The organism is Ramlibacter agri (genome assembly GCF_012927085.1).
Taxonomy (GTDB): Bacteria; Pseudomonadota; Gammaproteobacteria; order Burkholderiales; family Burkholderiaceae_C; genus Ramlibacter; species Ramlibacter agri.
The window spans coordinates 1-21,537 of record NZ_JABBFX010000003.1 but is presented as its reverse complement, the minus strand read 5'-3'; the positions used below and the strand labels follow the sequence as shown (position 1 = coordinate 21,537).

Below are 21,537 nucleotides of genomic sequence, written 5' to 3'. Positions count from 1 at the left end.
ATCGATCTTGCCAGAGGCCGCGCGTCACCAGCTCTCGAAGCGCTGGCCGTCGTGATTGAGGAATGCGCCGCGATCGGCGTCCTTCATGCCGGCGATGGTGCGCCGCATGGCGGCCACGCTGTCCCGCACTGTCAAGGGCGCGCCGGCGCCGCCCATGTCGGTCTGCACCCAGCCCGGGTTGATGACCGCCAGCGTCGCCTTCGGGTAATCGGGCTGCGCGGCGACCACGGCCATGTTCAACGCCGCCTTGCTCACGCGGTACACCCAGCCATGGCTGTTGTCCACGTCGGCGATTCGGCCCATCTGGCTGGTAACGAACACGAACTTGCCGCCCGCGTCTTCCACCAGCGGCGCCACCTGCGGGATCGCCTGCATGGCGCCCAGCACGTTGGTGCGCATGGCGCGGTCGAACTCCGCCTGCGCCGGCGGCTCCCTGGCGCCGCCCTGCGTGTACACGCCGGCGACGTAGAGCGCCAGGTCCAGCTTCTCGCCATCGAGCTGCCAGCCGAGGCCGCTGATGCTGGCCAGGTCGGCCACGTCCAGCTTCAGCGGCTTCGCGCCCAGCGACTCCAGTTCCTGCAAGGCGGTGGCGTCGCGGGCGGTGGCGATCACGCGATCGCCGTCGGCGAGGTACTGGCGCACGAACTCGTGGCCGATGCCGCGCGAGGCGCCGATGACGAGGACGTTCACACCAGTTCCAGCGCCACCGCCGTGCCTTCGCCGCCTCCGATGCACAGCGTGGCGATGCCGCGCTTGCCGCCGCGCGCCTTCAGCGCATGCAGCAGGGTCACCATGATGCGGGCGCCGGAAGCGCCGATCGGGTGGCCCAGCGCGCAGGCGCCGCCGTTGACGTTGACGATGTCGTGTTTCACATCGAGTTCCGCCATCAGCGCCATCGGCACGACGGCAAAGGCCTCGTTCACTTCCCACAGGTCGACGTCGCTGACCTTCCAGCCGGTCTTGGCCAGCAGCTTCTGCGTGGCGCCGACCGGCGCGGTGGAGAACCATTCCGGCTCCTGCGCATGCGTCGTGTGGCCGACGATGCGCGCCAGCGGCTTCAGGCCCAGGCGCTTCGCCGTGCTCTCGGTCATCAGCACCAGCGCCGCGGCACCGTCGTTGATGGAGGACGAAGAGGCGGCGGTGATCGTGCCGTCTTTCTTGAACGCGGGCTTCAATTGCGGGATCTTGTCCAGCTTCACCTTGCCGGGGCCTTCGTCGATGCTGATGACGCGCTCACCGGCGCGGTCCTTCACCGTCACCGGCGTGATCTCGGCGGCGAAGGCGCCGGTCTCGGTGGCCTTCTTGGCGCGCTGCACGGAGGCGGTGGCGAAGGCGTCCTGCTGCTCGCGCGTGAACTGGTACTTGGCCGCGCAGTCTTCGCCGAAGGTGCCCATGGAGCGGCCCGGCTGGTAGGCATCCTCCAGGCCGTCCAGCATCATGTGGTCGTACACCTTGTCGTGGCCCATGCGGTAGCCGCCGCGGCCCTTGAGCAGCAGGTAGGGCGCGTTGGTCATGCTCTCCATGCCGCCGGCCACCACGATCTCGTGGCTGCCGGCCAGCAGCATGTCATGCGCCAGCATGGCGGCCTTCATGCCGGAGCCGCACATCTTGGACAGCGTGACGGCGCCCGTGCTCTTGGGCAGGCCGGCCTTGAACAAGGCTTGGCGCGCCGGCGCCTGGCCCTGGCCCGCCATCAGGCAGTTGCCGAACAGCACTTCGCCGACGGCGTCGGCGGAAACGCCGGCACGTTCGACGGCGGCACGGATCGCCGCGCCGCCCAGGTCGTGGGCCGCGAGCGAAGCGAAGTCGCCCTGGAAGCCGCCCATGGGGGTGCGCGCTGCGCCGACGATGACGATGGATTCAGCCATGTGGGTTCTCCTTCAGAGTTCGATGACGATGGATGTTCAGTGGTGCGCCAGCAGCCAGGCCGCGATGTCCGCGACCACTCGGTCCTCGATGCCGTTGTAGCCGTGGTGCGAGAAGGCTTCGCAGGCGGGGCCTTGCGAGATGCCGCCGGAATACGTCTTCAGTTCGGCGAGTCCGGCGGGGAATTTCGCCATCAATGCGGGCAATTCGTCGGGCGGACAGGCGCCGCAGGGATCCTGTTCGTGGTGGACCACCAGCACCGGCATGTGGATGCGCGCGAGGTCCATGGCGGTCACCGGTTGGCCCGTCTCATTGGCGAACCGCGGCTGCGCGAGGATGCTGGAGGTCAGAACGATCCCGTCCGGCGCCTGTGCGCCCGTGAGCCGGGTCGCGGCCTGCGCTGTCGATTCCGTGCCGCGGCTCGTCCCGACCATCCAAACCGGCAGCTTGTAGGTGTCGCGCGCCCAGGCGATCGCTGCGCCCATGTCGGCTGCGTGCTCCGCGCTCTCGCGAAAGCCGCCGCCCAGGAACGGCCGGTTGCTCCTGTCGCTGGGCGTGTCCAGCATCAGCACGGCGAGCCCTTGCGCGGCGAAGCGCTCGCGCGAGCGGATCAGGAAGTTGCCCGCGCGACGCGGCCGGCCGTCGTCGGCGACGTCGATCCGGCCTTCGCCGCCGGACATCAACACGACGACGGCCTTGGGAGCCGCCGGCGCGAGCACGCCAATGCGCTCGGTGACGCCTGGCCGCGTGGGCAAGTCCACGGCGCGCTGCTCCTGGGCCGCCGCCATTCCGCAGGCGGCCAGCAGCAAGGTTGCAATCCAGGCCTTCATTGCGCCACCTCGCTGCGTGCCGGCGGCTACTTGCGCGCGGCGATCACGCCTTCGATGGCGGCGCGGTAGGCCGGCTCGATCTGGTCGGTGTCGGCCACCGTCATGTGCAGGTCCTGCAGCAGGCCGTCGTTGACGCCGAAGGCCCAGCCGTGGACGGTGACCTTCTGGCCCTTGGCCCAGGCGTCCATCATCACGGTGCTGACGGACAGGTTCACCACCTGCTCGATCACGTTCAGGTCCACCAGCGCGTCGCCGCGCTGCTCCGGCGCGATGTTCTCCAGGATCTGGCGATGGCGGTCGCGCACGTCCTGGATGTGGCGGATCCAGTTGTCGACAAGGCCGACGCGCGTGTTGTTCAAGGCCGCGAGCACGCCGCCGCAGCCGTAGTGGCCGACGATCATGATGTGCTCCACCTTCAGCATGTCCACCGCGAACTGCACGGTGGACAGCGCGTTGAGGTCCGAGTGCACGATGACGTTGGCGACGTTCCGGTGCACGAATACCTCGCCGGGGTCGAGGCCGGTGATCTGATTCGCGGGCACGCGGCTGTCGGAACAGCCGATCCACATGAACTTGGGTTTCTGCTGCTTCACCAGGCTCGTGAAGAAGCCGGGGCGCGTCCGCTCCATTTCCGCAGCCCAGGCGCGGTTGTGGGCGAAGAGGTCGTTGATGGTGGGCATGGAGCTATTGTCGCGCGTGCGCGGCCATCACATCGTCTCGGCGAACAGCTCGCGCCCGATCAGCATGCGGCGGATCTCGCTGGTGCCGGCGCCGATCTCGTAGAGCTTGGCGTCGCGCCACAGGCGGCCCAGCGGGAATTCGTTGATGTAGCCGTTGCCGCCGTAGATCTGGATGCCCTCGCCGGCCATCCAGGTGGCCTTCTCGGCGCAGTAGAGGATGACGGAAGCGCAGTCCTTGCGCACCTGGCGCACGTGCTCGGTGCCCAGCATGTCCAGGTTCTTGCCCACCGTGTAGCAGAAGGCGCGCGCCGCCTGCAGCACCGTGTACATGTCGGCCATCTTGCCCTGGATCAGCTGGAACTCGCCGATGCTCTGGCCGAACTGCTTGCGGTCGTGGACGTACGGGATCACGTTGTCCATCACCGACTGCATGATGCCGATGGGGCCGGCCGCGAGCACCGCGCGCTCGTAGTCGAGGCCGCTCATCAGCACCTTCGCGCCGCCGTTCAGCGAACCGAGCACGTTCTCCGCCGGCACTTCGACGTTCTGGAACACCAGCTCGCCGGTGTGGCTGCCGCGCATGCCCAGCTTGTCGAGCTTCTGCGCGATGGAGAAGCCCTTCATGTCCTTCTCGATCAGGAAGGCGGTGACGCCGCGAGCGCCCAGCTCGGGCTCGGTCTTGGCGTAGACCACCAGCGTGTCGGCGTCGGGGCCGTTGGTGATCCAGAACTTGCTGCCGTTCAGCACGTAGTAGCCGCCCTTGTCCTCGGCGCGCAGCTTCATCGAGATGACGTCGCTGCCGGCACCGGGCTCGCTCATCGCGAGCGCGCCTACGTGCTCGCCGGAAATCAGCTTCGGCAGGTACTTCTTCTTCTGCGCTTCGCTGCCGTTGCGCTTGATCTGGTTGACGCACAGGTTGCTGTGTGCGCCGTACGACAGGCCCACCGAGGCGGACGCGCGCGAGATCTCCTCCATCGCCAGCATGTGCGCAACGTAGCCCATGTTGGCGCCGCCGTATTCCTCCGGCACGGTGATGCCCAGCACGCCCAGCTCGCCCATCTTGCGCCACAGGTCCATGGGGAACTGGTCGCTGCGGTCGATTTCCGCGGCACGCGGGGCGATCTCGCTCTGGGCAAAGGCATGCACCGCGTCGCGCAGCGCCTCGAGGTCCTCGCCGAGGCCGAAGTTCAGGCCGTGGATTTGCATGTCGGGTCTCCTTGGGTTCAGTGCTGGATGCCGCGGCCGGTGACGGCCATCAGCGTGGCCCCCATCGTCGCGACCAGTTTCTCGCGTCCGGCCGCGATCGCATAGGCGCGGCCTTCGGTGACGGTGATCGTGCGCCCGGGCTTCAGCACCAGGCCTTCCATGCGGAAACGCTCGCCCTCGGCGGGCGCCAGCAGGTTGATCTTGAATTCGATGGTGAGCACGGCGGCGTCCGCCGCCATCAGGCTGAAGCCGGCATAGCCGCAGGCCGAGTCGAGCGCGGTGGCAACCATGCCGGCGTGCAGGAAGCCGTGCTGCTGGGCCAGCTTCGGGTCGTAGGGCAGCTCGATGAAGACCTTCCCGGGTTCGACCAGCGCCAGCGAAGCGCCGATGGTCGCCATGGCGGCCTGGCGGTCGAAGCTGGCGCGCACCCGCTGGGCAAAGGCAGCGTCGGCGGGCTCGAAGCGGCTGGCATCCATGGGGCCTCCGGGATTGACGTTTACGTAAACGTCAATTATGCCTTGGCCTTGTCCGCCTTGGCCAGCAGGGCCTTGGCCTCCCTTTCGTGGGTCCGGACTTCGTCCAGGTTGGCCTGGAGCTCGGCCATCTGTTCCTCCAGCTGCTGGCGGTGCGCGGCCAGCACGGTGAGGAACTTACGCAGCTGCGGACCGGTGTCGCGCGGGCTGTCGTACATGTCGATGATGTCCTTGGCCTCCGTCAGGGAGAGGCCGAGGCGCTTGGCGCGCAGGGTCAGCTTCAGCCGGGTGCGGTCGCGCGGGCTGTAGACGCGGTTGCGCCCGCCCGGGCCGGACCGTTCCGGCTGCAGCAGGCCCATGTCCTCGTAGAAGCGGATGGCGCGCGTGGTGAGGTCGAACTCGCGCGCGAGGTCGCTGATGCTGTAGGTAACGGTCTGGAGGTTGGCGGCCATGGTTGGCGCCGATTACATCTGACGTTTACGTCAACGTCAATGTCACCAGGCCGGCAGCGCCTCGTCCTTCAGCTTGCCGCGCAGTTCGGAGTAATTGGGGACGACCGACTTCACGGTCTCCCAGAAGCGCGGGCTGTGGTCCATGACCCGCAGGTGGCTCAGTTCGTGGGCGACCACGTAGTCGATCACCGGCAGGCCGAAGTGGATCAGGCGCCAGTTGAGGCGGATCGCGCCGTCGCTGTGGGCGGTGCCCCACAGCGTGCCGGCGCTGGTGAGGGTGAGCTTGCGCCATTGCACGCCCAGCTGCGGCGCGTAGTGGTCCAGGCGTTCGGCGAACAGCTTCTTCGCCTGCCGCATCAGCCAGGCCTGCACCGCGTCGCGGATCTGCGAGGGCTGCGCGCTTTGCGGCAGCCCGATGTGCAGCGTGCGGCGGGCCACGCCAGGCAGCGTGGTGTTGTCGGTCTTCAGCAGGCCGCCGGCGTCCTGGCGCGGATCGAGCACGACGATCAGTGGCTCGCCCAGGAAGGGCAGGCTGGCGCCGTCCTTCCATTCGATGCGGGCGGCTTCCAGCCTGGCCAGGCGCTCGCGCGCGGCCTCGAGCTTGGTGACGATCCAGCGCGCCTTGTTCTTCACCGCCAGGTCGACTTCACCGAGCGGCACCCAGCGCGGGGCGCTCACCACCAGGCCTTCGGGGCCGACGACGAAGCCGATGGTCTTGCGCTTGACGCGCCGGAATTCGTAGGCCACCAGCACCTCGCCGAGCAGCGCTTCGCGGTTGGCGTCGGGGTGGCGGAAGGCCTCCGGCGTGAGCACGCTTGCCAGCGGCTCCGCCGGCGGGCCGGTGTAGACGGGAACGGGAGGCGCCGGGCGCGGCGGGGGCGGCTGCTTCGGTTTCGGCTCGTCGAACAGGTCGAGAATGAGCTGAAACGGCGATTGCATGGGCCGCGATTTTACGGGGCGCGGCAGCGCGCGCCAGCCGCTCAAACCTGGGCCGAGGACGCCACCGGGTTATTTTTCTCGTGCGCGTAGGCTTCCGGATCCAGCCGGCGCATCTCGCCTTCGATCCAGGCTTCCACTTCGCGCATCAGTTCGTCCGCGCTGCGGCCTTCGCTCGGGATCGGCTTGCCGATGGAAACCTCGACGACGCCCGGATACTTGACGAAGGACTTGCGCGGCCAGCAGCGGCCGGACGCCACGGCCACGGGGATCACCGGCGCGCCGGTGGCCACCGCGAGCCGTGTGCCTCCGGACTTGTACTGGCCGGCCTGGCCGCGCGGAATGCGCGTGCCCTCCGGGAACATGATCACCCAGATCCCTTGCGCCAGCAGCCGCTTGCCCTGCTCCACGACCTTGTTGAAGGCCTGCGTGCGCAGGCTGCGGTCGATGTGGATCATGTCCAGCTTGCCCATCGCCCAGCCGAAGAAGGGCACCGACAGCAGTTCCTTCTTGAACACGTAGGCCAGCGGATGCGGCATCAGCAGCGGCATCAGGAAGGTTTCCATCGTCGACTGGTGCTTCACCAGCAGGATGGCGGGGCTGGTCTCGCCTTGCGGCAGGTTCTCCATGCCCTGCACGCGCCAGCGCACGCCGCAGATGACGCGCAAGCCATGGATCGCCCAGCCCAGCCACGTCTGCGCCATGCCGTACATGGCCACGCCGCTGCGGAAGGGCGAAGCCACGATCATGATGATCGCCCAGGGGATCACGGTCACCAGCATCCACAAGGCGTGGATGAAGGAGCGCAGGAAGCTCATCGCGCCACGTCCTCCGGTGCGGCGCCGACCACCGGGCGCGGCGCCGGTGCGCGCGCGATCAGCCAGTCGGCGAAGGCGGCGAGGTCCTTGTGCGCCATGGTGTTGTCCGGATACACGCCGGACGGCAGCGGCTTGTCACGCAGCGCTTCGGCCTTGCCGGTGAGCACCAGGTGCGGCTGGCAGCCGACGGTGGCGCCGGCGACCAGGTCGCGCGCCGTATCGCCCACGACGGGCACCGTTTTCAGGTCGACGCCGAAGCGCTCGCCGATCTGCTCGAACAGGCCGGGCAGCGGCTTGCGGCACTGGCAGCCCTCGTCGGGGCTGTGCGGGCAGTAGAAGACGGCATCGACGCGGCCGCCGAGCACGGCCAGCATCTTGTGCATCTTGCCGTGGATGGCATTGAGCGAAGCCACGTCGAACAGGCCGCGGCCGAGGCCGGACTGGTTGGACGCGATCGCCACGTGCCAGCCCGCGTGGTTCAGGCGCGCGATCGCCTCCAGCGCGCCGGGGATCGGCACCCACTCCTCGGGCGTCTTGATGTACTCGTCGCTGTCGACGTTGATGGTGCCGTCGCGATCGAGGATGACGAGCTTCATGACGCGAGCCTGGACAAATCGGCGACGCGGTTCATCGCCTCGTGCAGGGTAGCAAGCAGGCCGAGACGGTTCAAGCGCAGGTCGGTCTGCTCCGCGTTCACCATCACGCCGTCGAAGAAGGCGTCCACCGGGCCACGCAGCGCAGCCAGCGTCTGCAGCGAGGCCGTATAGTCGCCGGCTTCGAACTGGCTGCGGGCCTGCGGCGCGATCTGCTGCGTGGCGGCGTAGAGCGCCTTCTCGGCGTCTTCCTGCAACAGCTTGTCGCTGACATGCGCGTCGGCCTTTTCGGCCTTCTTCAGGATGTTGCCGATGCGCTTGTTGGCAGCCGCCAGTGCCGGCGCTTCCGGCAGCGCAGCGAAAGCACGCACCGCCGCCAGGCGCTTGGCGACGTCGCCCAGGCGCTGCGGACGCAACGCCAGCACGGCGTCCACTTCCTGCGCGCTGTAGCCCTGCTCGCGCAGCATGCCGGCCAGGCGCTCGTAGATGAAGTTGGCCAGCTGCTCCGCGGTCTCCGGCGTCGCCTGCGGGAACAGGCCCAGCGCCTCGGTGACCAGGTCGCCCAGGTTCAGCGGCAGGTCCTTTTCCATCAGCATGCGCACGATGCCCAGGGCATGGCGGCGCAGCGCGAACGGGTCCTTGTCGCCGGTGGGCAGCTGGCCGATGGCGAACAGGCCCGCCAGCGTCTCCAGCTTGTCGGCCAGCGCCACGACGACGCCCAGCTGGTTGCGCGGCAATTCGTCGCCGGCGAAGCGCGGACGGTAGTGGTCCTCGATGGCGATCGCGACGTCGTCGCCCAACTGGTCGTGGCGGGCGTAGTAGCCGCCCATGATGCCCTGCAGCTCGGGGAACTCGCCCACCATGTCGGTCAGCAGGTCGGCCTTGGCCAGCTTGGCCGCGACATCCGCTTGATGCGCGAGCTGGTCGCTGCCCAGTTGCGCGCCGATCACCTTGGCGATGGCGCGCACGCGGTCGATGCGCTCGCCCTGCGTGCCCAGCTTGTTGTGGTACACGACCTTCGCCAGGCCGGGGACGCGCGACTCCAGCGTCTTCTTGCGGTCCTGGTCGAAGAAGAACTTGGCGTCTGCCAGGCGCGGGCGCACAACGCGCTCGTTGCCGCCGACGACGGCGGACGGATCCTGCGGGCGGATGTTGCTCACCACCAGGAACTTGTTCGTCAGCTTGCCTTTGGCGTCCAGCAGCGGGAAGTACTTCTGGTTGGCCTTCATCGTGAGGATCAGGCATTCCTGCGGCACCTGCAGGAACTGCTCCTCGAACTGGCACACCAGCACGTTGGGACGCTCGACCAGCGCGGTCACTTCGTCCAGCAGCGCTTCGTCGGCTATCGGCTGCACGCCGCCGCCGACACGCGCCGCGGCTTCCTGCAGCTGGCGCACGATGTCGGCGCGGCGGGCTTCGAAGCTGGCGATGACGGCGCCGTCCCGTTCCAGCGTCGCCGCGTAACTGTCGGCATCGGCGATGCTGACCGAAGGCTTGGCGGCTTCGAAGCGGTGGCCCTGCGTGAGGCGGCCGGCGTGCAGGCCCAGCGCCTGCAGCGGAACCACCTCGCTGCCGTGCAGCGCGACGAGCGCGTGCGCCGGGCGCACGAACTTGACGTCGGTCCAGCCGTCCTGCAGCTGGTAGGTCATGACCTTGGGAATGGGTAGCCTGGCGATGCTCTCGGCCAGCGCCTTCTGCAGGCCTTCGGCCAGGGTCGCGCCCTTGACGTTGCTGTCGTAGAACAGCGCTTCGGCCTTGCCGTCCATCTGCTTCTTCAGGCCGGGGACGGCGGACGCGTCGGCGCCCAGCGCCTGCAGCTTCTTCAGCAGCGCCGGGCTGGCGTTGCCGCTGGCATCCAGGCCCACGCTCACCGGCATCAGCTTCTGCGACACCGCCTTGTCGGGTGCCTGGCCCGCGACGATGGTGATGTGCGCGGCCAGGCGGCGCGGCGAAGCGAAGGAAGTCAGCTTGGAGTCGCCGGAAGCCAGGCCTTGCGCCTTCAGCTGCTCCAGCAGCACTACAGCGAAGGACTCGCCCAGCTTCTTCAGCGCCTTGGGCGGGAGTTCCTCGACAAACAGTTCGACCAGGAGGTTCTTGCTCGCCATCGCTCAGGCCGCCTTCTTCTGCATTTCGGCCACCCACTCGCGCGGCGCCATGGGGAAGCCCAGGCGCTCGCGGCTGTCGTAGTAGCTTTGCGCGACGGTGCGCGCGAGGTTGCGGATGCGGCCGATGTAGGCCGCGCGTTCGGTCACGCTGATCGCGCCGCGTGCGTCCAGCAGGTTGAAGGTGTGCGCCGCCTTCAGCACCTGCTCGTAGGCGGGCAGCGCCAGCTGCTGCTCCATCAGGTTCTTCGCCTGCTTCTCGTACGCGGTGAAGGCCGTGAACAGGAAGTCGACGTCGGCGTGCTCGAAGTTGTAGGTCGACTGCTCCACCTCGTTCTGGTGGTAGACGTCGCCATAGGTCAAGCCTTCGGTCCACTTCAGGTCGTAGACATTGTCCACGCCCTGCAGGTACATGGCCAGGCGCTCCAGGCCGTAGGTGATCTCGCCGGTGATCGGCTTGCACTCGATGCCGCCCACCTGCTGGAAGTAGGTGAACTGCGTGACTTCCATGCCATTGAGCCAGACCTCCCAGCCCAGGCCCCAGGCGCCGAGCGTCGGGTTCTCCCAGTCGTCCTCGACGAAGCGGATGTCGTTCTTCTTCAGGTCGAAGCCGACGGCTTCCAGCGAACCGAGGTACAGCTCCAGGATGTTGGCCGGCGCCGGCTTGAGCACCACCTGGTACTGGTAGTAGTGCTGCATGCGGTTCGGGTTCTGGCCATAGCGGCCGTCCTTGGGCCGGCGGCTGGGCTGCACGTAGGCGGCCTTCCAGGGCTCGGGGCCGATGGCGCGCAGGAAGGTGGCGGTGTGCGAGGTGCCCGCGCCGACTTCCATGTCGTACGGCTGCAGCAGCGCGCAGCCCTGGGCGTCCCAGTACGACTGCAGCTTCAGGATGAGTTGCTGGAATGTGAGCATAGGCTGCGGGTCGGCGCGTGGCCGGGTCCCGGATTCAGGCTGTCGGGCGCGGACCGGCGGCCCGCGGAACCGTCGATTGTAGGGCGCGCGTCAGCGCCGGCGCAGGGCCCAGGCCAGCGCTGGGATGCCGAGCGCCAGCGCCCACAAGGGCCACAGGCCGAGGCGGGCGATCCACCAGGCGTAGGGCGTCAGCGCGCGGCCGCCATGGACCTCGCCCAGCAGCACCCCGCGGGTGTGGCGCGGCAAGGCGTGGGTCACGTTGCCGGCGCTGTCGATGATGACCGTGGCGCCCGTGTTGGTGGCCCGGATCATCGGCCGGGCGAATTCCAGCGCCCGCATCCGGCTGATCTGCAGGTGCTGGTCGATGGCGATGGTGTTGCCGAACCAGCCGATGTTGCTGGCGTTGACGAAGATGGTGGGCGAGTGCGCCTCGTCGCGGAAGCGCGCGCCGAGCTCCTCTCCGAACAAGTCTTCGTAGCAGATGTTGGGCGCGAGCCGCTCGCCTTGCCACTCGAACGAGGGCTGCCCGACCTCGCCGCGGTTGAAGTCGCCCAGCGGGATGTTCATCATCCGCGTGAACCACTTGAAGAAAGGCGGGATGAACTCGCCGAAGGGCACCAGGTGGTGCTTGTCGTAGCGGTAACGCTCCGCCTCCGGAACGCCCGGCTTCAGCCCGATCACCGAGTTGGTGTAGCCCTGCTCGAAGTTGCCGAGCGGGATGCCGACCAGCGCCGCGCGGCCGTTGGCGGCCAGGCTGGCCTTCAGCTGGTCCAGGTAGCCGTCCGGCAGCTGCTCCGGCAACAGTGGAACAGCCGTTTCCGGCGTGACTACCAGTTGCGCCGGCGCCGAAGCCACCGCTTCCGCGTACCAGCCCAGGGCCAGCGGCACGCCGGTGCCGGTCTCGAATTTTTCGTCCTGCGGGATGTTCCCCTGCAGCAGGGCGACGCGCAGCGCGGGCGTGTCTGGCGCCGGCGCGGCCATGCGCGGAGCGATCACGTTACAGGCCGCCAGCAGGCCGGCGGCCACGGCGACGGCAACCCAATGCCGCAAGGAGGCGCGAGCCTCGCCGCGCACCAGTAGCGACAGCAATGCGGCGAGCCCTGCCGCGATGGCCGTGATGCCATGCACGCCGATCCACGGCGCCAGGAAGGCCAGCGGCCCGTCCACGTGCGCGTAGCCGCCCTCGCCCCATGGGAAACCGGTGAACCAGGTGGCGCGCATCAGCGCGGCGCCCAGCCAGCAGGCGGCAAACACCACCGTGGCGCGCCAGCCGCCGGACGGCGCCAGCCAGCGCGTCACGCCACAGGTCGCGGCGTAATAAAGTCCGAGGAAAGCCGCCAGCGCGAGCACCGCCAAGGCGGCCAGCACGGACGGCAGCCCGCCGTACACGTGCATGGAGATGAACAGCCACCAGAAGGTGCCGGCCAGCCAGGCGATGGCGAACAGCCAGCCGGCGAACGCCGCGCGCCAAGGCGTCGCCTGGCGCTGCACGAGGCCGGCCAGCACGGCGAGCGAAAGCAGTTGCAGCCACCACTGCGGCTGCCCGTTCCAGGGCGAGGCGATGGAAAAGGCCTGGGCGAGGCCAGCCAGCAAGGCGAGCCCCAGGAAGGCGGAACTGGCCAGGCGGCGGATCAAGCCGGCTTGCCGCCAGTGGCTGGCTCGGCCGGGCTCACCTTGAACCAGCGCACGGCGCCGCCCTTGGTGTGCAGCACGACGAAGCGCAGTCCGGCGAGGTCCAGGGCTTCCCCGCGCTTGGGCACGTGGCCCATCTCGTGGGCGATCAGGCCGCCGATGGTGTCGAACGCGCGCTCGCCGTCGGTGGGCACGATGCTGACGTTGAAGGCCTCGTTGACGCGGTCGATGGAGGTGTCTCCGCTCACACGGAACGTGCGATCGGCCAGGCCGAAGATGTCGCCCTCGTCGGTGACGATGTCGAACTCGTCCTCGATCTCGCCGACGATCTGCTCCAGCACGTCCTCGATGGTGATGAGGCCCGCCACGCGGCCGAATTCATCGATGACGATGGCCAGGTGGTTGCGGTTGCCGCGGAATTCCCGCAACAGGTCGTTGAGGCCCTTGCTCTCCGGCACGAAAGACGCCGGCCGCAGCAGTTGGCGCGGATTGAAACCCGGCGACCGCTGCAGCTTCAGCAGGTCCTTGGCCATCAGGATGCCGATGATGTTCTCGCGGTCGCGCTCGTAGACCGGGAAGCGCGAATGCGCCGTATGGATGACGAGGTTGAGGATGTCCTCGTAAGGCGCATCGATGTCCACCAGGTCCATCCGCGGCGCTGCCACCATGACGTCGCCGGCGGTGAGCTCGGCCATCCGGATCACGCCTTCGAGCATGACGCGCGACTCCGGGCCGATGACCTCGTTGTCCTCGGCGTCCGCCAGCGTTTCGATCAGTTCCTCGGTGGAGTCCGGGCCCGGGTGGATGAACTCGGCGACCTTTTGCAGGAAGGTGCGCTTGTCCTGCTTGTCCTGCTTGTCGTGCGCAGGCCGCGTAGGGTGAGGGTCTGACACGGCCGTCAGGCGGGAGTGGAGGGACACATAGCATAGCGGATTGGCCGCGTTGCTGCCTCTTCCGTGCCCGCATGGGCGCTCAGCGGCCCGATTTGCCGCGCGCGCCGATCGCGCCGGCGCGGATTTCCTGCAGGTTGGACAGGAACTGCAGGAACTTGCGCGCCTGTTTCTTCAGGCCGTAGTCGGTTTCGGCGATGCGCGCTTCCAGCATCTCGGTCACCCGGCTGTCCAGGGTGGCGGGAGGCAAGCGCAGATAGGCCTCGGTCTCGCTGCCGGCGCGCTCGATCGTGGCGCCGGCATTGCGCGCAATCTTGATCATCGCCGTGTTCTCGGACAGCGCGTGGATGAACATGAGCTCCACGCCTTCGTTGCGCGCGTTCATGACGGCGCGGTCGAACAGGCGAGCACCGTAACCGCGGCCGCGGGCCTTCTTCGCCACGGAGACGCCGAACTCCGCGCCCGGCGCGCCGTCCGGGTCGGGAATGAAGGCGAGGTGGGCAATCGCGATCAGTTCCAGCTTGCGGTTGAAGATGCCGAACACCTCGTCGCGCTCGAAGTCGAGGCCGTCGACGTAGCGGCGGATCTGTTCATCGGTCGCGGCGTAGCCGAAACGGAGGTAGCGGTCGTCCGGCTCGAGATCCAGCAGGTGCTGGGCGATGCGCTCCCGGTGGCCGGCGCCCAGGGCGCGGATCGGCACGATCCGCCCGGAACGGGGTTTGTGTTTCGGTTCGGCCATGTTCGATATATAAGGGTTAACCCGTAGCACAACAAGACCGCTGCGGCGGAAATGCGTCGCCTGCGCGGACAAGCTCACAGGTGCGTAGCGTTGCGCGATAGTGTCCCAATGGGTGAGGCAGCCGCCAGCTTGGCACATTTGTCGCAGCTTGTTTCAAAATGACGGGCAGGCTTGCTGCCGCAACCGTCATGTCCTTCTCCTGGGTCGATGCCACGGATTTCGCACGCCACACCAAGGTCATCGCCGTGGCCGACGTGGTGGAGTCGGTGCGGCTGATGGAACTCGACGAACAGGAGTTCATCCAGCGCTGGCACGGCTTCGTCGAGTTCGTGAAGCAGCACCTGCCTGGCGAGTCCGGGCGCTTGCACAAGAGCCTGGGCGACGGCTTGATGATCGAGTTCGGCGACCCCGCCGGCTGCGTGCGCGCGACGCTCGCGATGCAGTCCTGGTTCAACGAAGGCAACCAGGGCCTGGCTGCGGAGCGCCACGTGCACCTGCGCATCGGGGCGCACATCGCCGAATTCGTTTCCGACGAACACGACATCTACGGCACCGACGTCAATCTCACGGCCCGCATCGCGACGCTGGCCGGCCCGGGCGAGATTGTGATCTCGGCTGCCTTGCGCGAACGGCTACAGGACCACCCCGCCGTCCTGCTGGAAGACCTGGGAATCTGCCACCTGAAGCACGTGCGGCAGCCGGTGCGCGCCTATCGTGTTGGCCGCGCCGGCCGTGCGCCGGTGCTGCCGGCCGCCTCCGCGGCGGGACGCCTGCTCACCCGCGCCACCGTGGCCGTGCTGCCCTTCGCAGGCGCGCCGGACGGCGAAGGCCTGGGCGAGGCAATCGCGGACGAAGCGGTGGCCGGGCTCACGCGCGTGCCGGAACTGCAGGTGGTGTCCCGGCTGACCACCGCGGCGTTCCCGCTGGAGCGGGCGAGCTTCCTGTTGCGCGGCCATGTGCGACGTGCCGGCGAAGCGGTGGCGGTGTTCGCGGAACTCGGCGACATCGCGAACTCACACATCGTGTGGGCGCACAGCTTCAAGGGCCGCACGGCGGACCTGTTCTCGGACGACACGGCGCTGCTGCGCGGCCTCGTGGCGGGCGTCGCTTCCGGCGTGATGGCACGCGAGGCGGAACGCGCGCAGGGCCAGCCCTTCCCTTCGCTTTCCAGTCCCACGCTGCTGTTCGCGGGGCTCGCCGCGATGCATTGCCTGGCATCCGCGGACCTGGAGCGGTCGCGGGCCATGCTGGAGGAACTGGTGGAGCGGAACCCGCGCCAGCCCGCGGCCCATGCCTGGTTGTCCCATTGGCACCTGCTGCAACTGCGGCTGGGATTGGCGGAAGACGCACAGGAGCACACGGCAATGGCGCGCTCGCATGCCACCGCCGCCCTCCAGGCCGACGGATACGCGCCGCTGGCCCTGTGCATGGACGGGCAGGTGAAACTGCGGCTGCTGCGGGACCCCGATGGCGCGGCCACCCGTTACGCGCAGGTGCTGCGCGCCCGCGCCGACGACTCCCTGGGACTGCTGTTGCAGGCGGAGCTGCACGCCTTTCGCGACGAGGGCGCTGCCGCGCACCGCACCGCGCAGCGGGCGCTGGCGTTGTGCATGCTCGCGCCCTTGCGCTACTGGTACGAGCAGGTCGCGGGCCTGGCGGCGCTGGTGGCGGGAGACCTCCCGCAGGCGCTGCTGCTGTCGGAAAGCGCAGTGGCGCGCCAACCGGAATTCGCGGCGGCGCACGTCCAGTTGGTGGCGGCGCAAGCGGCTGCGGGCCAGCATGCCGGCGCGAAGGCCAGCCTGCAGCGGCTGCTGCGTGTCCGCCCCGATTTCACGCTGGCTCGCATGCAGGCCGATTGCCCGGCTTGCGACACGGTGTTGCGCCGTGTCTCGGAGTACCTGGCACAGGTGGGCGCGCCGCCCGGCTGACGCGGCCTACCAGCGAGCCGGAAGCTTCTTCTTGAGCGTGATGCGCTTCACGCCCAGTTCCACGTAGCCGCCCTTTTCGAGATCCTTCAGCAGGCGGCTGACCATTTCACGCGAGGCGCCGACGCGGCTGGCGATCTGCTGGTGGGTGATCTGCGTCAGCTCCACCGGCGACTGCAGGCCAGCGGGGCCCTGCTGGCTTTCGAGCGTGTGGATCACGCGCCCGTAGACGTCCAGCAGCGCCATCTGCCGCGCCGTCTCGGTGGCGTTGCGCGCGCGCCGGATCACTTGCGTCACCAGCTTGATCGCGAAGCCCGGTTCGTCGTCCAGGTGCTGCTGCACGGCCTGGCGCGGCACCAGCGCGCACAGCACCGGCTCGATGGACATGACGGAGGCCGAGCGCGGGCCGCCATCGAGGGACATCTCGCCGAAATAGTCGCCGGCGACGATGAAGCCAAAGGTGATTTCGCGGCCGTTTTCGTCGGTGGCGTAGACCTTGACCTGGCCTTGCAGGAGGACGAAGAGCGAGTCGCCCGGTTCGCCTTCGTTGAGGATGATCGTGTTCTTGCGGTAACTGCGCAGGATGCCGCGGGCAGCCAGCCGGCCGATGGATGGCTCCAGATTGGAGATGAGCCGCTCCTGGTCGGCGGCGTTCCTGGACACGTTCATGGCGTCCCCCCTGTGAATTCACTCTAGCATGGCGCGCTGCGCCGCCCAAGAGGGCCGGCGCCTAGTGCACGGGATGGTGCAGCGAGCTCCCGAGCGGCGGCAGCACGGCGACCAGCCCCACCAGCGCCCTCACGCCGTTGGAGTGGGTCTTGGCGCACATGCTGCGCACGTGGCTGCGGACGGTGGAGACAGCGACATGCAGCTGCGCGGCGACCTCCGGGGCGGAAAAGCCCTGGCACAGGATGGCCAGCACCTGCTCCTCGCTGTTCGTGAGGCCGTGGGTACGCGCGAAGAAGCACAGCATGAGCGAGTCGCACACGGCGCTGCGGGACAGGAACAGGCCCAGCATGGCGCCCTGCGCGGACGACTCGGCACGCAGGGGAACGACAGCCACGCTGAGAGACCAGCCCGATGGATTGCGCAGCGCGATCATGCTGCGCAGTCCGGTGCCGCCCTTGGCCAGGGCCTGGAGCAGCAGCCGGGATTGCTTGGGGTCGTGGGCCTGCAGGTGGCCCTGGTGAACGGCGAGCACGTCGCGCCTGGAGAGCTCGTGCCGCGCAGCCTGGTTGGCATGGAGGACGCGGCCTTCGGCCGAGGAGACGACGACGCCATGCGCCAGTTCGTCGACCAGCAGCGTCAACGCGCCGCCGACTTCCGCGCCCTGGAGCGGATGGCCGAGTCCGGCCTCGCTGCTTGCATCAGCGAATTCGTTCATGTTTTCCCCCCGTTTGTGACAAGCTTAGGAAGCCGACGCATGGGCTGCGAGGCAATTTCCCCGGGGTGTTTGTGAAAGATTCACCTGGACGGCACGGGGTCGCCTGCGCTAAGCGCATCCAGAACCGCGTCCATCACGGCGGGAGTGAAGGCCATCTGCACATGGGCAAAGCCGCGAACCAGCCGGTTGTCCGCGCCCGGGAGCGACGCCGTGGAAGCCGGGAAGACGATGTTGTCGCAGTTGGTGTACCAGCAGGTCCGCGGCGGCTGCGGCAGCGCCGCTTCGTCCGCCTCCAGTTGCCGCAGCCACGTGCTTTGCAGCCGCATCTGGAGCCCGTTCGGCCGGCGGCTGAAGCGTCCCAGCCAGGTACCATGGTGCGGACTGCACAAGGTGACCAGGCGCGCGATGCGCTCGCCCGCGCGCATGTCGCGCAGCCACGAACGAGCGACGATGCCGCCCATGCTGTGGCAGACGAGGATGGGCGGCCGGCCGGTGCAGGCCGTGATGCGCCGCACCGCGTCCTCCACCAGCGGCGTGTAGTCGCCGATCGGCGCGAAGACCGGCTCCAGGTTGATCGCGATGCAGGGCTGGCCGCGCGCGCGCAGTCGCCGAAGCCACGGCGCCCAGAAGCCCCGGTTGCAGACGAAGCCGTGGATGAAGACTACGCCTTGTCGACCTTGCGCGTCCTGGGGCAGCAGGTCCGGCGGGTCGCGCCATCGCAGCGGCTGGCGCCAGTAGAAGACGCGGTACATCTCGCGCGTTTCGCCGGCCCAGGACCGTGCCAGTTCGCGCAGGGTCGGCTTGGGAATGCCGGGGTCGCCGCGCTGCACGAGCACCAGCAGGACGAATTCGACTGCAAGCGTCACCGGACCGATGGCCAGCAGGACCAGTGCACCGGCCACTGCTGTCACCGTCGAACGCGGCGCCCACCAGAGGAGCCAGCCAATCAGGACTGCCAGTTGCAGCGCGCCGGTGGCGCGGGAAAGTCGTGCGAGTTCGGAGCTGCGCGGCATGCGGCGCAGTATCCCTGATGCCTGCCACTTGTCACCTGTGGGACGACGCTGCTGGCGCCCTAGGACAAGTCCGCTGGCGCCGCGCGCTCCGCTTTCCACAATGTCGGGCATGGAGCACAAGCCCTGGCTGAAGAACTACCCTCCCGGTGTCCCGCACGACGTGGAGCCGCGACAGTACACGTCACTTACACATTTGCTGGAGGAGTCGTTTCGCAAGCATGCGGCGCGGCCCGTGAGCGTGTGTTTCGAAAGGTGGATGACCTATCGGGAGCTGGATGAGTGGTCGCGAGCGCTGGGTGCCTGGCTGCAGTCGCGCGGGCTCGAGCCGGGTGCGCGCGTGGCCATCATGCTGCCGAACATCCCGCAGTTCCCGGTGGCGATGGCGGCCGTGCTGCGAGCGGGCTACACATGTGTCAACGTCAATCCCCTGTACACCCCGCGCGAGCTGGAGCACCAGCTGAAGGATTCGGGCGCGTCGGCGATCATCCTCCTCGAGAACTTCGGCAAGACGCTGTCGGAAGTGATCGGCCGCACGCCGGTCCGCCACGTGGTGCTCACGGGCATGGGCGACCTGCTGGGCGGCCTGTACGGCCATTGGATGACGTTTGCGGTCCGGCACTTGGCGAAAATGGTGCCGGCCTTCCGGTTGCCGTTGGAGGATGGGCGCACGCTGACGCCGCTTGCCGCGGCGTTGCACGAGGGCGGGCGCCTGCAGCTGAAGCCTTCGGCACAGACGCTGGAATCGGTGGCCTTCCTGCAGTACACCGGCGGGACGACCGGAGTCTCGAAAGGCGCGGTGCTGACGCACGGCAACATCGTGTCCGCGATCCTGCAGGCCGAAGCTTGGTTCACGCCGGCGCTGAAGCGCGTTGGTGACGTCAGCCGCGCCAACGTCGTGGCGGCTCTTCCCCTGTACCACGTGTTCGCGCTGGGCCTTTGCCTGCTTGCCATGCGCTGGGGAGCGCACATGACGCTGGTCCCCAACCCGCGCGACGTCGGGCGGTTCGTCGAAGTGTTGAAGAGGCGGCCGTTCCATATCCTGCCGGCGGTGAACACGCTGTTCAATGCGTTGCTCCAGCATCCGCAATTCCGCAGCATCGATTTCTCGCAGCTTGCGGTATCCCAGGCGGGCGGCATGGCAGCCACTCCGGGAACGGCACGGCAATGGCGGCTGGCCACGGGCTGCGTGATGGTGGAGGGCTGGGGCATGAGCGAGACGTGCGCGATCGGCACGAACAACCCGGTCGACAGCGCCGATTTCTCCGGCACGATCGGGCTGCCGCTGCCCGGAATCGAGATCGCGATCAAGGACGATGCGGGACGCTCGCTGGCCGTCGGCCAAGCGGGCGAGATCTGCATTCGTGGACCCAACGTGATGGCCGGCTACTACTGCCAGCCGGAGGAAAATGCCAGGGCCTTCACCGCCGACGGCTTTCTGCGCACCGGCGATGTCGGCATCATGGACGACGGCGGCCGTACCCGCATCGTCGATCGCAAGAAGGACATGATCCTGGTGAGTGGCTTCAACGTCTATCCGACCGAGCTCGAGAACGTCATCTCCACCTGTCCGGGCGTCGTAGAGTGCGCTGCCGTTGGCGTGGCCGACGAGAAGCAGGGCGAAGCGATCAAGGTGTTCGTCGTCAAGAACGATCCCACGCTTTCCGAGGAGAGTGTGGCAAGCCATTGCCGGCAGCACCTGACCGGCTACAAGCTGCCGAAGTACATCGAGTTCCGCGACGAGCTGCCCAAGAGCAATGTTGGCAAGGTCCTGCGGCGTGAGCTGCGGGCGTCGGCCTGAGGGAAACGCTCGATGTCCGCGCCGCTGTTGCATGGGATGCGTGTTTTCGAGCGTGGCTGGCTGTCGTCGAACAACATCCTGTTCCTTGGCGATCGCGGCACAGCGCTGGTCGACAGCGGCTATGCGACGCATTCGCAGCAAACACTGGCTTTGGTGCGCGATGCGCTTCAAGGGAGGAATCTCGACGTCCTGGTGAACACTCACCTGCACAGCGACCACTGCGGCGGCAATGCGGATTTGCAGACGGGGTTCCCCGAGCTCCGGACCTGGGTTCCCGCGACGCAAGCCGGCGCTGTGAGCCGATGGGACACGGTGGCTCTCAGCTATGCGACCACCGGGCAGTCGTGCGAGCGGTTCAGCTTCACGGACATGCTGCGGCCCGGCTCCGAATTGCAGCTGGGTGACCACCTGTGGCAAGTCCACGCGGCTCCAGGGCATGACCCGCATTCACTTGTGCTGTTCGAGCCCTGCTCGCGCACCCTGCTGTCGGCCGACGCACTCTGGGAAAGCGGATTCGGCGTGGTGTTCCCCGAACTGGAGGGCGAGCATGCGTTCGATGCAGTCGCGGCGACGCTGGACCTGATCGAGGCCCTGCAACCGGCCGTTGTGGTGCCTGGGCATGGCAGCGTGTTCTCGGACGTCGGGTTGGCGCTGGGCCGCGCACGCAGCCGGCTTGCAGCCTACCTGGCGCAACCCGAGCGGCATGCCTCGCACGGCGCCAAAGTGCTGCTGAAGTTCAAGTTGCTGGAATTGCAGAGCGTGCCACGCGCCGAGCTGCTGCAGTGGGCGCTCGCAACGCGCTATTTCGGGATGGTTCGGGCGCGCTGGTTCTCGTCGATGTCCGCGGAAGCCTGGTTTGATGCGCTCGTTTCCGATCTCGAGCGATCCGGCGTCGCCTTGCGCGAAGGCGAGTACATCGCGAATCGCTAAGTGCGATTTCCGCGCGCGCAAAAGAAAAGGCCCGTCATTACTGACGGGCCTTTCTCGCTATAACAGCCTGACGATGTCCTACTTTCACACGGGAATCCGCACTATCATCGGCGCAGAGGCGTTTCACTGTCCTGTTCGGGATGGGAAGGAGTGGGACCACCTCGCTATGGTCATCAGGCATAACTTGTTGCCACCTTGCTTTTGGAGCAAGGCAGCCAATTCATAGAGTCTTATCAGCAGCAGCTTTACAGCTGTGGGATTTTGATTGCGTTCAACCCTGGCACAACACCTTGATCGTCTGATCAAAGTTATAGGGTCAAGCCGCACGAGCAATTAGTACTGGTTAGCTTAACGCATT

General features: G+C 67.7%; 21 protein-coding genes and 1 rRNA gene. 3 read left to right on the top strand and 19 right to left on the bottom strand.

Going from position 1 to position 21,537, the window contains the following annotated elements:
* Window positions 1-24 precede the first annotated feature (24 nt).
* The 15 genes from HHL11_RS24640 to HHL11_RS24570 all read right to left on the bottom strand — a co-directional run bounded on the left by HHL11_RS24640 (window position 25) and on the right by HHL11_RS24570 (window position 14,129).
* Window positions 25-690: an SDR family oxidoreductase gene (locus HHL11_RS24640; protein ID WP_169421266.1), complete on the bottom strand. Its 666-nt coding sequence runs from the start codon at window positions 688-690 to the stop codon at window positions 25-27.
* Window positions 687-1,868 carry an acetyl-CoA C-acyltransferase gene (locus HHL11_RS24635; RefSeq protein WP_169421265.1) on the bottom strand — a complete coding sequence of 394 codons (1,182 nt, stop codon included), beginning with the start codon at window positions 1,866-1,868 and terminating at the stop codon, window positions 687-689. Before HHL11_RS24635 ends, HHL11_RS24640 begins: the two co-directional genes overlap by 4 nt.
* A gap of 36 nt (window positions 1,869-1,904) precedes the next feature.
* Entirely contained in the window at window positions 1,905-2,696 is a 792-nt protein-coding gene (locus HHL11_RS24630) for an alpha/beta hydrolase (protein ID WP_169421264.1), read from the bottom strand.
* 26 nt (window positions 2,697-2,722) lie between these two features.
* On the bottom strand, window positions 2,723-3,376 hold the full coding sequence (gene can / locus HHL11_RS24625; protein WP_169421263.1) for a carbonate dehydratase: 654 nt from the start codon (window positions 3,374-3,376) through the stop codon (window positions 2,723-2,725).
* Between the two features lie 27 nt (window positions 3,377-3,403).
* Complete coding sequence (locus HHL11_RS24620; protein ID WP_169421262.1) at window positions 3,404-4,582, bottom strand: isovaleryl-CoA dehydrogenase; 1,179 nt, start codon at window positions 4,580-4,582, stop codon at window positions 3,404-3,406.
* 17 nt (window positions 4,583-4,599) lie between these two features.
* Window positions 4,600-5,058: a PaaI family thioesterase gene (locus HHL11_RS24615; RefSeq protein WP_169421261.1), complete on the bottom strand. Its 459-nt coding sequence runs from the start codon at window positions 5,056-5,058 to the stop codon at window positions 4,600-4,602.
* A gap of 35 nt (window positions 5,059-5,093) precedes the next feature.
* A complete protein-coding gene (locus HHL11_RS24610) occupies window positions 5,094-5,507 on the bottom strand; it encodes a MerR family transcriptional regulator (RefSeq protein ID WP_169421260.1) in 414 nt (137 codons plus the stop codon).
* Window positions 5,508-5,549: 42 nt separating this feature from the next.
* Window positions 5,550-6,446, bottom strand: coding sequence for a M48 family metallopeptidase (locus tag HHL11_RS24605; RefSeq protein ID WP_169421259.1), 897 nt, complete (start codon window positions 6,444-6,446; stop codon window positions 5,550-5,552).
* 41 nt (window positions 6,447-6,487) lie between these two features.
* Entirely contained in the window at window positions 6,488-7,261 is a 774-nt protein-coding gene (locus tag HHL11_RS24600) for a lysophospholipid acyltransferase family protein (protein ID WP_169421258.1), read from the bottom strand.
* The gene (gmhB, locus tag HHL11_RS24595; protein WP_169421257.1) at window positions 7,258-7,857 is read right to left on the bottom strand and encodes a D-glycero-beta-D-manno-heptose 1,7-bisphosphate 7-phosphatase; all 600 of its coding nucleotides are present in this window, start codon (window positions 7,855-7,857) and stop codon (window positions 7,258-7,260) included. The genes HHL11_RS24600 and gmhB overlap by 4 nt, the downstream gene beginning before the upstream one ends.
* Window positions 7,854-9,959: a glycine--tRNA ligase subunit beta gene (glyS, locus tag HHL11_RS24590; protein WP_169421256.1), complete on the bottom strand. Its 2,106-nt coding sequence runs from the start codon at window positions 9,957-9,959 to the stop codon at window positions 7,854-7,856. Before glyS ends, gmhB begins: the two co-directional genes overlap by 4 nt.
* Before the next feature lie 3 nt (window positions 9,960-9,962).
* Complete coding sequence (glyQ, locus tag HHL11_RS24585; protein ID WP_169421255.1) at window positions 9,963-10,868, bottom strand: glycine--tRNA ligase subunit alpha; 906 nt, start codon at window positions 10,866-10,868, stop codon at window positions 9,963-9,965.
* A gap of 90 nt (window positions 10,869-10,958) precedes the next feature.
* On the bottom strand, window positions 10,959-12,503 hold the full coding sequence (lnt, locus tag HHL11_RS24580) for an apolipoprotein N-acyltransferase (RefSeq protein ID WP_240980428.1): 1,545 nt from the start codon (window positions 12,501-12,503) through the stop codon (window positions 10,959-10,961).
* A complete protein-coding gene (locus HHL11_RS24575; protein WP_169421254.1) occupies window positions 12,500-13,393 on the bottom strand; it encodes a transporter associated domain-containing protein in 894 nt (297 codons plus the stop codon). Before HHL11_RS24575 ends, lnt begins: the two co-directional genes overlap by 4 nt.
* Window positions 13,394-13,472: 79 nt before the next feature.
* Entirely contained in the window at window positions 13,473-14,129 is a 657-nt protein-coding gene (locus tag HHL11_RS24570; RefSeq protein WP_169421253.1) for a GNAT family N-acetyltransferase, read from the bottom strand.
* Between the two features lie 188 nt (window positions 14,130-14,317).
* Between HHL11_RS24570 and HHL11_RS24565 the strand changes: the two genes are divergently transcribed.
* Entirely contained in the window at window positions 14,318-16,057 is a 1,740-nt protein-coding gene (locus HHL11_RS24565; RefSeq protein ID WP_169421252.1) for an adenylate/guanylate cyclase domain-containing protein, read from the top strand.
* Between the two features lie 6 nt (window positions 16,058-16,063).
* Here HHL11_RS24565 and HHL11_RS24560 read toward each other — a convergent pair whose 3' ends face one another.
* The 3 genes from HHL11_RS24560 to HHL11_RS24550 all read right to left on the bottom strand — a co-directional run bounded on the left by HHL11_RS24560 (window position 16,064) and on the right by HHL11_RS24550 (window position 18,451).
* The gene (locus HHL11_RS24560) at window positions 16,064-16,723 is read right to left on the bottom strand and encodes a Crp/Fnr family transcriptional regulator (protein ID WP_169421251.1); all 660 of its coding nucleotides are present in this window, start codon (window positions 16,721-16,723) and stop codon (window positions 16,064-16,066) included.
* 61 nt (window positions 16,724-16,784) lie between these two features.
* The gene (locus tag HHL11_RS24555) at window positions 16,785-17,438 is read right to left on the bottom strand and encodes a helix-turn-helix transcriptional regulator (RefSeq protein ID WP_169421250.1); all 654 of its coding nucleotides are present in this window, start codon (window positions 17,436-17,438) and stop codon (window positions 16,785-16,787) included.
* 80 nt (window positions 17,439-17,518) lie between these two features.
* Window positions 17,519-18,451: an esterase/lipase family protein gene (locus HHL11_RS24550; RefSeq protein WP_169421249.1), complete on the bottom strand. Its 933-nt coding sequence runs from the start codon at window positions 18,449-18,451 to the stop codon at window positions 17,519-17,521.
* A gap of 109 nt (window positions 18,452-18,560) precedes the next feature.
* On the opposite strand from HHL11_RS24550, the gene HHL11_RS24545 reads away from it, so the two are divergent.
* A complete protein-coding gene (locus HHL11_RS24545) occupies window positions 18,561-20,249 on the top strand; it encodes an AMP-binding protein (RefSeq protein ID WP_169421248.1) in 1,689 nt (562 codons plus the stop codon).
* 12 nt (window positions 20,250-20,261) lie between these two features.
* Window positions 20,262-21,179 carry an MBL fold metallo-hydrolase gene (locus HHL11_RS24540; RefSeq protein ID WP_169421247.1) on the top strand — a complete coding sequence of 306 codons (918 nt, stop codon included), beginning with the start codon at window positions 20,262-20,264 and terminating at the stop codon, window positions 21,177-21,179.
* Window positions 21,180-21,244: 65 nt separating this feature from the next.
* Here the strand turns inward: HHL11_RS24540 and rrf are convergent.
* A 5S ribosomal RNA gene (rrf, locus tag HHL11_RS24535) occupies window positions 21,245-21,357 on the bottom strand.
* Window positions 21,358-21,537 lie beyond the last annotated feature (180 nt).